This window comes from Pseudomonas fluorescens (assembly GCF_030344995.1).
GTDB classification, from domain to species: Bacteria; Pseudomonadota; Gammaproteobacteria; order Pseudomonadales; family Pseudomonadaceae; genus Aquipseudomonas; species Aquipseudomonas fluorescens_BF.
Map to the genome: position 1 here is coordinate 351,408 of NZ_CP128260.1, position 11,261 is coordinate 362,668.

At 54.2% G+C, this 11,261-nt stretch carries 4 protein-coding genes, 2 tRNA genes and 4 rRNA genes; 8 read left to right on the forward strand and 2 right to left on the reverse strand.

What is annotated here, in order from left to right:
* Positions 1–431: 431 nt before the first annotated feature.
* Positions 432–1,331: a LysR family transcriptional regulator gene (locus QR290_RS01630; protein WP_115080023.1), complete on the reverse strand. Its 900-nt coding sequence runs from the start codon at positions 1,329–1,331 to the stop codon at positions 432–434.
* Positions 1,332–1,489: 158 nt separating this feature from the next.
* Here QR290_RS01630 and QR290_RS01635 point away from each other — a divergent pair, with 158 nt between their 5' ends.
* The 8 genes from QR290_RS01635 (at position 1,490) to rrf (QR290_RS01670) (ending at position 9,993) form a co-directional block, all read left to right on the forward strand.
* Positions 1,490–2,671, forward strand: coding sequence for an acyl-CoA dehydrogenase (locus QR290_RS01635; RefSeq protein WP_289204182.1), 1,182 nt, complete (start codon positions 1,490–1,492; stop codon positions 2,669–2,671).
* Positions 2,672–2,684: 13 nt separating this feature from the next.
* Entirely contained in the window at positions 2,685–3,905 is a 1,221-nt protein-coding gene (locus QR290_RS01640) for a CaiB/BaiF CoA transferase family protein (protein WP_115079874.1), read from the forward strand.
* A gap of 645 nt (positions 3,906–4,550) precedes the next feature.
* Positions 4,551–6,087, forward strand: a 16S ribosomal RNA gene (locus QR290_RS01645).
* Positions 6,088–6,168: 81 nt separating this feature from the next.
* Positions 6,169–6,245: transfer RNA gene (locus QR290_RS01650), tRNA-Ile, on the forward strand.
* A 30-nt stretch (positions 6,246–6,275) separates the two neighbouring features.
* A tRNA-Ala gene (locus tag QR290_RS01655) sits at positions 6,276–6,351 on the forward strand.
* 244 nt (positions 6,352–6,595) lie between these two features.
* Positions 6,596–9,486 (forward strand): 23S ribosomal RNA (locus QR290_RS01660).
* Positions 9,487–9,655: 169 nt separating this feature from the next.
* Positions 9,656–9,771 (forward strand): 5S ribosomal RNA (gene rrf / locus QR290_RS01665).
* Positions 9,772–9,877: 106 nt separating this feature from the next.
* Positions 9,878–9,993: ribosomal RNA gene (gene rrf / locus QR290_RS01670) — 5S ribosomal RNA — on the forward strand.
* Together the 16S, 23S and 5S rRNA genes with 2 tRNA genes alongside form the textbook arrangement of a ribosomal RNA operon.
* A 73-nt stretch (positions 9,994–10,066) precedes the next feature.
* Here rrf (QR290_RS01670) and QR290_RS01675 read toward each other — a convergent pair.
* On the reverse strand, positions 10,067–11,245 hold the full coding sequence (locus QR290_RS01675; RefSeq protein ID WP_289204183.1) for a PepSY-associated TM helix domain-containing protein: 1,179 nt from the start codon (positions 11,243–11,245) through the stop codon (positions 10,067–10,069).
* Positions 11,246–11,261 lie beyond the last annotated feature (16 nt).

The window sequence follows — 11,261 nt, forward strand, 5'->3', positions numbered from 1 at the left end:
AAATCTCCTGCGTGATCTTATTGAGTAAACCCATGCACTACGGATGGTGCGACTGGGGCGGCCGATCAGCACGATCCCGCCAAATCAGGGCGGGGCGCGGCATTTTGCAGGCGAAGTTTATGCCCTTCAAGGGATTATGACGGGTGACGGAAAATTAACTACAAGTCATCCCGTGACCGAATGTCGCAGATGGCCAGTTGAATCCCTTGCAGGCCGTGCCTTTCAAGGAGTCTGGATGAATTTGAAGAATTTTCTCATCGGTGACGTGAATAGGTCGCAATGGGTCGCGAATGAGGGCTCAAAGCCACGTCGTCAGGCGCTTGTGGGACGTCTGTACGACTTTCGGATACAGTCTGTCTATTTGCGACAAATAGTTATATCTGTAGGGCTTTAATTTTCCTGACTACGGGGTTAGCAATCGCTGAAACCCTTTAGCCTTCTAGGTTGTAGCTGTGTGCCTGGTTCACCAGCCAATCCCGAAAAGCCTTGAGTGACGCCGATTCGACCTTTCGCTCCGGAATCATCAGGTAATACGCCTTTATGCTGGAGAGCGCATTCGCGTTGGCAATTACAAGGCGTTTTTCCGCCAGTTCGCGCTGAATCAGGAACGGTGGGATCAGCGCGATGCCCATGTCGTGCATGGCTGCCTGGGCCAGCATGGAGAATAGCTCGTAGCGCGGACCTGTCATGTCACGCGGGATGTTCAGGTGTTGCGAGTTGAACCACTGTCGCCAGGCGTACGGGCGGGTGGTTTGCTGGAGCAGCGGCAGATCGGCGATTTCATCGGGTGCCAGATGCGTTTTGTTGCCGAGCAGGGCGGGACTGCATACCGGCATCGGATTCTCGCCCATCAGCCTGTGGGATTCGGTACCGGACCAGTCGGCATCGCCAAAGTAAATGGCGGCATCGAAGTCAGTGTCGGCAAACAGGAACGGGCGCGTGCGGTTGGTCAGGTTGACCGTCACTTCCGGGTGCTTGAGCTGGAAGTCCTTCAGTCTTGGCAGCAGCCATTGCGTGCCGAAGGTGGGCACCACGGCGAGCTCAATCACATTGGTGCCTTGCTGACCCATTACAGACAGGGTGTCGCGCTCAACCGCATCAAGTTGGGTGGCGACCCGACGGCTGTAGGAAAGCCCCGCTTCCGTCAGCTTCACTCCGCGACGCGAGCGTCGGAAGAGTTCGACGCTGAGGAAGTCCTCAAGACTGGCGATCTGTCGGCAAATGGCGCCCTGGGTGAGGGAAAGTTCTTCGGCGGCCTTGGTAAAGCTCTCGTGACGGGCGGCAGCCTCGAAGCTGATCAGGGCGGTGGTGCTGGGTATCTTGCGGCGCATGTACGTCAACCTCACTAATACATCGCTTAATTGGCATTTCGCGACGTTTCGGAGTGAGAAATTAGCACAACAGGATGCGAAATCCTCGTTTGCCGGGATGGCGCAGCGGGCCTAGGATCAATGCCACGTTAATTCACCCGATTTGCGAGGACTCACTCATGGGCGGTAAAGCTAGCTTCAACTGGATCGATCCACTGCTGCTGGATCAACAGCTGACTGAAGAAGAACGCATGATCCGCGACGCTGCCGAGCAATTCGCCCAGCAGAGCCTCGCGCCGCGCGTTCTGGAAGCCTTCCGCCATGAGAAGACTGACCCGGCGATTTTCCGTGAAATGGGTGAGGTCGGTCTGCTGGGCGCGACCATCCCCGAGCAGTACGGTGGCAGCGGCCTCAACTACGTCAGCTATGGCCTGATCGCCCGTGAAGTCGAGCGTGTCGACTCTGGCTACCGTTCGATGATGAGCGTGCAGTCTTCGCTGGTCATGGTGCCGATCAATGAATTCGGTACTGAAGCGCAAAAACAGAAGTACCTGCCGAAACTGGCTTCCGGCGAGTGGATCGGCTGCTTCGGTCTGACCGAGCCGAACCACGGCTCCGACCCAGGTGCGATGATTACTCGTGCACGTAAAGTCGACGGCGGCTACAGCCTGACCGGCGCCAAGATGTGGATCACCAACAGCCCGATCGCCGATGTGTTCGTGGTCTGGGCCAAGGACGATGCCGGCGACATTCGCGGTTTCGTTCTGGAGAAGGGCTGGAAAGGTTTGAGCGCTCCGGCGATTCACGGCAAGGTCGGCCTGCGGGCTTCGATCACCGGCGAAATCGTCATGGACAACGTGTTCGTACCGGAAGAGAACATTTTCCCGGATGTGCGTGGTCTGAAAGGTCCGTTCACCTGCCTCAACTCCGCACGTTATGGCATCTCCTGGGGTGCGCTGGGTGCTGCCGAGTTCTGCTGGCACACCGCTCGCCAGTACACCCTGGATCGTCAACAGTTCGGCCGCCCGTTGGCCGCCACTCAGTTGATCCAGAAAAAGCTGGCTGACATGCAGACCGAAATCACTCTGGCGCTGCAAGGCTGCCTGCGTCTGGGCCGCATGAAGGACGAAGGTACTGCTGCGGTTGAAATCACTTCGATCATGAAGCGCAACTCTTGCGGCAAGTCTCTCGATATCGCTCGTACGGCGCGTGACATGCTCGGCGGCAACGGGATCTCCGATGAGTTCGGGGTGGCCCGTCATCTGGTCAACCTGGAAGTGGTGAATACCTATGAAGGTACTCACGACGTTCACGCGCTGATCCTCGGTCGTGCGCAGACCGGCCTGCAGGCGTTCTATTAATAGGAGAGCGACCATGGGCGCGCTGTCGCATCTGCGGGTACTGGATTTATCGCGAGTGCTGGCCGGCCCATGGGCCGGGCAAATTCTTGCCGACCTTGGGGCGGAAGTGATCAAGGTCGAGCGCCCGGGTAACGGCGACGACACTCGCGCTTGGGGGCCGCCCTTCCTGAAAGACGCTTACGGCGAGAACACCAGCGAGGCGGCTTATTACCTGTCGGCCAATCGCAACAAGCAATCGGTGACGATCGACTTCACGCGTCCCGAAGGTCAGAAGCTGGTTCGCGATCTGGCAGCCAAGTCCGACATCCTGATCGAGAACTTCAAGGTGGGTGGTCTGGCGGCCTATGGCCTGGATTACCAATCGTTGAAGGCGATCAATCCGGATCTGATCTATTGCTCGATCACCGGTTTCGGTCAAACCGGACCGTATGCCAAGCGTGCGGGTTATGACTTCATGATCCAGGGGCTTGGCGGGCTGATGAGTCTGACCGGGCGACCTGAGGGTGATGAGGGGGCTGGGCCGGTGAAGGTGGGTGTGGCGCTCACGGATATCCTGACCGGGCTGTATTCGACCGTGGCGATCCTGGCCGCGCTGGCTCATCGTGATCACGATGGAGGCGGGCAGCATATCGATATGGCTCTGCTGGATGTGCAGGTGGCGTGTCTGGCCAATCAGGCGATGAACTATCTGACGACGGGCATCGCGCCGAAACGGCTGGGGAATGCGCATCCGAATATCGTGCCGTATCAGGATTTTCCTACGGCAGACGGCGACTTCATTCTCACAGTGGGTAATGACGGGCAGTTTCGAAAATTTGCCGAAGTGGCGGGGCAGCCGCAGTGGGCGGACGATCCGCGTTTCGCGACTAATAAGTTGCGGGTGGCGAACCGGGCTGTGCTGATTCCGCTGATTCGTCAGGCGACGGTTTTCAAGACTACTGCTGAGTGGGTGGCTCAGCTGGAGCAGGCAGGTGTGCCGTGTGGGCCGATCAATGATCTGTCGCAGGTATTCGAGGATTCGCAGGTGAAGTCTCGCGGGTTGGCGATTGAGCTACCTCATGCGCTGGCGGGGATGGTGCCGCAGGTGGCCAGCCCGATCCGGTTGTCGCGGACTCCTGTGGAGTATCGGCGTGCGCCTCCTTTGCTGGGCGAGCATACGCTGGAGGTTTTGCAGCGGGTGCTAGGTATTGGGGCGGGTGCAGTGGCTGCGATGAAAGAGGATGGAGTGCTCTGAGGGTTCTCTCTATATAGACGGGATACTGAATCCTTCTTCTATATAGAGGGAATTGGACGTTTTTTGGCCTATCTGCAAGTTGTTGAAAGAAAAGCGAAATTAAGGGTTGACGGCAGATTCTGAGTCTCTATAATTCGCCCCACTTCCGGCGCAGTCGAAATGGAAAACTCCTTGAGATTCAATGAGTTAAGCAATTTTCGAAGGTGGGTCGCTTCAGTTCATCGAAGCCTGGAAGGAGTTGGAAATGCCGGCTGGTTCTGGCGCTTTCAACGGTTCGATCTTCTCGGTCGAAAGCGGAGAAAAAGAGGTGTTGACAGCAGCGTGTAACGCTGTAGAATTCGCCTCCCGCTAACGAGAGATCGGAAGCGCAAGTGGTTGAAGTTGTTGAAGAAATCTTCGAAAGCTTCTGAAAATAATCACTTGACAGCAAATGAGGCTGCTGTAGAATGCGCGCCTCGGTTGAGACGAAAGATCTTAACCAACCGCTCTTTAACAACTGAATCAAGCAATTCGTGTGGGTGCTTGTGGAGTCAGACTGATAGTCAACAAGATTATCAGCATCACAAGTTACTCCGCGAGAAATCAAAGATGTAACCAACGATTGCTGAGCCAAGTTTAGGGTTTCTTAAAAACCCAAAGATGTTTGAACTGAAGAGTTTGATCATGGCTCAGATTGAACGCTGGCGGCAGGCCTAACACATGCAAGTCGAGCGGATGAAGGGAGCTTGCTCCTGAATTCAGCGGCGGACGGGTGAGTAATGCCTAGGAATCTGCCTGGTAGTGGGGGACAACGTTTCGAAAGGAACGCTAATACCGCATACGTCCTACGGGAGAAAGCAGGGGACCTTCGGGCCTTGCGCTATCAGATGAGCCTAGGTCGGATTAGCTAGTTGGTGAGGTAATGGCTCACCAAGGCGACGATCCGTAACTGGTCTGAGAGGATGATCAGTCACACTGGAACTGAGACACGGTCCAGACTCCTACGGGAGGCAGCAGTGGGGAATATTGGACAATGGGCGAAAGCCTGATCCAGCCATGCCGCGTGTGTGAAGAAGGTCTTCGGATTGTAAAGCACTTTAAGTTGGGAGGAAGGGTTGTAGATTAATACTCTGCAATTTTGACGTTACCGACAGAATAAGCACCGGCTAACTCTGTGCCAGCAGCCGCGGTAATACAGAGGGTGCAAGCGTTAATCGGAATTACTGGGCGTAAAGCGCGCGTAGGTGGTTCGTTAAGTTGGATGTGAAATCCCCGGGCTCAACCTGGGAACTGCATCCAAAACTGGCGAGCTAGAGTATGGTAGAGGGTGGTGGAATTTCCTGTGTAGCGGTGAAATGCGTAGATATAGGAAGGAACACCAGTGGCGAAGGCGACCACCTGGACTGATACTGACACTGAGGTGCGAAAGCGTGGGGAGCAAACAGGATTAGATACCCTGGTAGTCCACGCCGTAAACGATGTCAACTAGCCGTTGGGAGCCTTGAGCTCTTAGTGGCGCAGCTAACGCATTAAGTTGACCGCCTGGGGAGTACGGCCGCAAGGTTAAAACTCAAATGAATTGACGGGGGCCCGCACAAGCGGTGGAGCATGTGGTTTAATTCGAAGCAACGCGAAGAACCTTACCAGGCCTTGACATCCAATGAACTTTCCAGAGATGGATTGGTGCCTTCGGGAACATTGAGACAGGTGCTGCATGGCTGTCGTCAGCTCGTGTCGTGAGATGTTGGGTTAAGTCCCGTAACGAGCGCAACCCTTGTCCTTAGTTACCAGCACGTTATGGTGGGCACTCTAAGGAGACTGCCGGTGACAAACCGGAGGAAGGTGGGGATGACGTCAAGTCATCATGGCCCTTACGGCCTGGGCTACACACGTGCTACAATGGTCGGTACAAAGGGTTGCCAAGCCGCGAGGTGGAGCTAATCCCATAAAACCGATCGTAGTCCGGATCGCAGTCTGCAACTCGACTGCGTGAAGTCGGAATCGCTAGTAATCGCGAATCAGAATGTCGCGGTGAATACGTTCCCGGGCCTTGTACACACCGCCCGTCACACCATGGGAGTGGGTTGCACCAGAAGTAGCTAGTCTAACCTTCGGGAGGACGGTTACCACGGTGTGATTCATGACTGGGGTGAAGTCGTAACAAGGTAGCCGTAGGGGAACCTGCGGCTGGATCACCTCCTTAATCGACGACATCAGCTGCTCCATAAGTTCCCACACGAATTGCTTGATTCATTGAAGAAGACGAAAGAAGCAGCCCGAAATTGGGTCTGTAGCTCAGTTGGTTAGAGCGCACCCCTGATAAGGGTGAGGTCGGCAGTTCGAATCTGCCCAGACCCACCAATTTTGTGTGGGAAACGCCTGTAGAAATACGGGGCCATAGCTCAGCTGGGAGAGCGCCTGCCTTGCACGCAGGAGGTCAGCGGTTCGATCCCGCTTGGCTCCACCACTACTGCTTCTGAAGTAAGAGCTTAGAAATGAGCATTCCATCGAGTTGATGGTGAATGTTGATTTCTAGTCTTTGACTGGTTCGTTCTTTAAAAATTTGGGTATGTGATAGAAAGATAGACTGAAAGCCACTTTCACTGGTGGTGATCAGGCTAAGGTAAAATTTGTGAGTTCTCTTAATTGAGAAATTCGAATTTTCGGCGAATGTCGTCTTCACAGTATAACCAGATTGCTTGGGGTTATATGGTCAAGTGAAGAAGCGCATACGGTGGATGCCTTGGCAGTCAGAGGCGATGAAAGACGTGGTAGCCTGCGAAAAGCTTCGGGGAGTCGGCAAACAGACTTTGATCCGGAGATGTCTGAATGGGGGAACCCAGCCATCATAAGATGGTTATCTTGTACTGAATACATAGGTGCAAGAGGCGAACCAGGGGAACTGAAACATCTAAGTACCCTGAGGAAAAGAAATCAACCGAGATTCCCTTAGTAGTGGCGAGCGAACGGGGACTAGCCCTTAAGTGGCTTTGAGATTAGCGGAACGCTCTGGAAAGTGCGGCCATAGTGGGTGATAGCCCTGTACGCGAAAGTCTCTTAGTCATGAAATCGAGTAGGACGGAGCACGAGAAACTTTGTCTGAATATGGGGGGACCATCCTCCAAGGCTAAATACTACTGACTGACCGATAGTGAACTAGTACCGTGAGGGAAAGGCGAAAAGAACCCCGGAGAGGGGAGTGAAATAGATCCTGAAACCGTATGCGTACAAGCAGTGGGAGCAGACTTTGTTCTGTGACTGCGTACCTTTTGTATAATGGGTCAGCGACTTATTTTCAGTGGCGAGCTTAACCGAATAGGGGAGGCGTAGCGAAAGCGAGTCTTAATAGGGCGTCTAGTCGCTGGGAATAGACCCGAAACCGGGCGATCTATCCATGGGCAGGTTGAAGGTTAGGTAACACTGACTGGAGGACCGAACCGACTACCGTTGAAAAGTTAGCGGATGACCTGTGGATCGGAGTGAAAGGCTAATCAAGCTCGGAGATAGCTGGTTCTCCTCGAAAGCTATTTAGGTAGCGCCTCATGTATCACTGTAGGGGGTAGAGCACTGTTTCGGCTAGGGGGTCATCCCGACTTACCAAACCGATGCAAACTCCGAATACCTACAAGTGCCGAGCATGGGAGACACACGGCGGGTGCTAACGTCCGTCGTGAAAAGGGAAACAACCCAGACCGTCAGCTAAGGTCCCAAAGTTATGGTTAAGTGGGAAACGATGTGGGAAGGCTTAGACAGCTAGGAGGTTGGCTTAGAAGCAGCCACCCTTTAAAGAAAGCGTAATAGCTCACTAGTCGAGTCGGCCTGCGCGGAAGATGTAACGGGGCTCAAACCATACACCGAAGCTACGGGTATCACGTAAGTGATGCGGTAGAGGAGCGTTCTGTAAGCCTGTGAAGGTGAGTTGAGAAGCTTGCTGGAGGTATCAGAAGTGCGAATGCTGACATGAGTAACGACAATGGGTGTGAAAAACACCCACGCCGAAAGACCAAGGTTTCCTGCGCAACGTTAATCGACGCAGGGTTAGTCGGTCCCTAAGGCGAGGCTGAAAAGCGTAGTCGATGGAAAACAGGTTAATATTCCTGTACTTCTGGTTATTGCGATGGAGGGACGGAGAAGGCTAGGCCAGCTTGGCGTTGGTTGTCCAAGTTTAAGGTGGTAGGCTGGAATCTTAGGTAAATCCGGGATTCCAAGGCCGAGAGCTGATGACGAGTTGCCTTTAGGCGACGAAGTGGTTGATGCCATGCTTCCAAGAAAAGCTTCTAAGCTTCAGATAACCAGGAACCGTACCCCAAACCGACACAGGTGGTTGGGTAGAGAATACCAAGGCGCTTGAGAGAACTCGGGTGAAGGAACTAGGCAAAATGGCACCGTAACTTCGGGAGAAGGTGCGCCGGTGAGGGTGAAGCACTTGCTGCGTAAGCCCACGCCGGTCGAAGATACCAGGCCGCTGCGACTGTTTATTAAAAACACAGCACTCTGCAAACACGAAAGTGGACGTATAGGGTGTGACGCCTGCCCGGTGCCGGAAGGTTAATTGATGGGGTTAGCTAACGCGAAGCTCTTGATCGAAGCCCCGGTAAACGGCGGCCGTAACTATAACGGTCCTAAGGTAGCGAAATTCCTTGTCGGGTAAGTTCCGACCTGCACGAATGGCGTAACGATGGCGGCGCTGTCTCCACCCGAGACTCAGTGAAATTGAAATCGCTGTGAAGATGCAGTGTATCCGCGGCTAGACGGAAAGACCCCGTGAACCTTTACTATAGCTTTGCACTGGACTTTGAATTTGCTTGTGTAGGATAGGTGGGAGGCTTTGAAGCGTGGACGCCAGTTCGCGTGGAGCCATCCTTGAAATACCACCCTGGCAACTTTGAGGTTCTAACTCAGGTCCGTTATCCGGATCGAGGACAGTGTATGGTGGGTAGTTTGACTGGGGCGGTCTCCTCCTAAAGAGTAACGGAGGAGTACGAAGGTGCGCTCAGACCGGTCGGAAATCGGTCGTAGAGTATAAAGGCAAAAGCGCGCTTGACTGCGAGACAGACACGTCGAGCAGGTACGAAAGTAGGTCTTAGTGATCCGGTGGTTCTGTATGGAAGGGCCATCGCTCAACGGATAAAAGGTACTCCGGGGATAACAGGCTGATACCGCCCAAGAGTTCATATCGACGGCGGTGTTTGGCACCTCGATGTCGGCTCATCACATCCTGGGGCTGAAGCCGGTCCCAAGGGTATGGCTGTTCGCCATTTAAAGTGGTACGCGAGCTGGGTTTAGAACGTCGTGAGACAGTTCGGTCCCTATCTGCCGTGGACGTTTGAGATTTGAGAGGGGCTGCTCCTAGTACGAGAGGACCGGAGTGGACGAACCTCTGGTGTTCCGGTTGTCACGCCAGTGGCATTGCCGGGTAGCTATGTTCGGGAAAGATAACCGCTGAAAGCATCTAAGCGGGAAACTTGCCTCAAGATGAGATCTCACTGGAACCTTGAGTTCCCTGAAGGGCCGTCGAAGACTACGACGTTGATAGGTTGGGTGTGTAAGCGCTGTGAGGCGTTGAGCTAACCAATACTAATTGCCCGTGAGGCTTGACCATATAACACCCAAGCAATCTGATGCTCCTAGTTGAAAAAACGAAAGAGGCCAGATTGCGGTGTGTGAAGACGCAATGAACCGAAAGTTCGATGCTCACAAAACACCGAAAGCTGTCACATACCCAATTTGCTGAAGCGAGGCCATCCGGCCACGACTCAGTACCCGAATTTCTTGACGACCATAGAGCGTTGGAACCACCTGATCCCATCCCGAACTCAGAAGTGAAACGATGCATCGCCGATGGTAGTGTGGGGTTTCCCCATGTGAGAGTAGGTCATCGTCAAGATTAAATTCCGAAACCCCAATTGCGAAAGCAGTTGGGGTTTTGTTTTAGTAGAAGTCACCGATTTTTGCCGGAACGTTACTGCGGTAACGGGCTGGTCACAGAATTTCTTGACGACCATAGAGCGTTGGAACCACCTGATCCCATCCCGAACTCAGAAGTGAAACGATGCATCGCCGATGGTAGTGTGGGGTTTCCCCATGTGAGAGTAGGTCATCGTCAAGATTGAATTCCGAAACCCCTGTCTGCTAACGCAGACAGGGGTTTTGTCGTTTCAGTACCCACAAAAATCCGATTTTCAAACCGCTCTGCGTGCCTTGCTGCTCCGACGAGCCTGCCATTTTCGCCACCAGATATAGACGCCAGTCCCCGATAACCCTGCAATCAGAACACCCAATACCGCGATCATCACTTGTCCGGTGAAGCCTATGATCCGTCCTCCATGTATCGGCAACTGCAATCGATAAAACCGCTCTCCCAACGTCCCTTCTCCTGCAATCTCCTGCCCCAGTAATCGTCCATCAGTACCGTGGAAGAACAACCAGGATTTGCCGTGGGCCTCGGTGTCATGCTGCCCAAACCCCGCACCGTAGAAGTTGTATTCAAAGCTGTAATACAACTCGCCGATCGCCGCTGTCAGCCCCAACCTTTTCCCCTCCTGCTGTGCCCTTTCGTATGCCTGTTGATAACTCAATCGGGTGATCCCCAGCTCTTCGGCAGGCAACCGCCCTCGCGCCTCATACACGCTCGGTTCAATCGGAGAAAACAGCGACACCGCGGGTTTGAAGACTTGGCTCGGCAGGTTCATCGCCACGCTGCTGACGGCTATCGGCAGCAACAACAACCACAGCCACAAGCCCCCTGCCCGATGCAGATCGAAGTTGAGTCGATAGGCATGCCCGCCCTTGATCTTCCAGGCGTTCGACCACTTCTTCCAGAACGGTTTACCCCGCGGCAACGTCAGCCAAAGGGCGATGAAGCAATCGATTACCCAAGCGATGGCCACCAACCCCATCAACAGCAAACCCCAGTTGCCGGGCAGTGTCAGGTTGTAGTGAAACTCGAGAATGAACGGAACGAAGTTCTCACGCTGGAAGCAGCACTCACTCCAGTAACGCTGGCCTTTCTGCTCGCCACTGACCGGGTCGAGGTAGAACACTTCATTGCGTTCTTTAAACGGTTCGCCCGTCGCCGGATCATTCCGTGGAACCGCCGCCAACAAGGCTGTGTGGCCTGCCTCATTCGGATACTCCATGTACCAGACCTGCAGCTTCGGATGGGCCGATTGCACCGCATCAACCAGCTCACCTGGCGGTAGGCGCTCCCCCTCGGCAGAAGCCGCGTAAAACTCCGGATTCAACCACTCATCCAGCTCATGGTTGAACGCCAGAATGCTCCCGGTGATCCCGGCCAGCAGCAGAAAAACCGCCGTGGCCAACCCGATATACCGATGCAATAAAACCAGAAACGAACGCATGAAAATTCCCCCACAG

Excerpts from the sequence above, each read along its gene's own strand:
- QR290_RS01635 (WP_289204182.1), top strand. The coding sequence starts at position 1,490 with ATGGGCGGTAAAGCTAGCTTCAACTGGATCGATCCACTGCTGCTGGAT.
- QR290_RS01675 (WP_289204183.1), bottom strand. The coding sequence starts at position 11,245 with ATGCGTTCGTTTCTGGTTTTATTGCATCGGTATATCGGGTTGGCCACG.
- QR290_RS01640 (WP_115079874.1), top strand. The coding sequence starts at position 2,685 with ATGGGCGCGCTGTCGCATCTGCGGGTACTGGATTTATCGCGAGTGCTG.
- QR290_RS01630 (WP_115080023.1), bottom strand. The coding sequence starts at position 1,331 with ATGCGCCGCAAGATACCCAGCACCACCGCCCTGATCAGCTTCGAGGCT.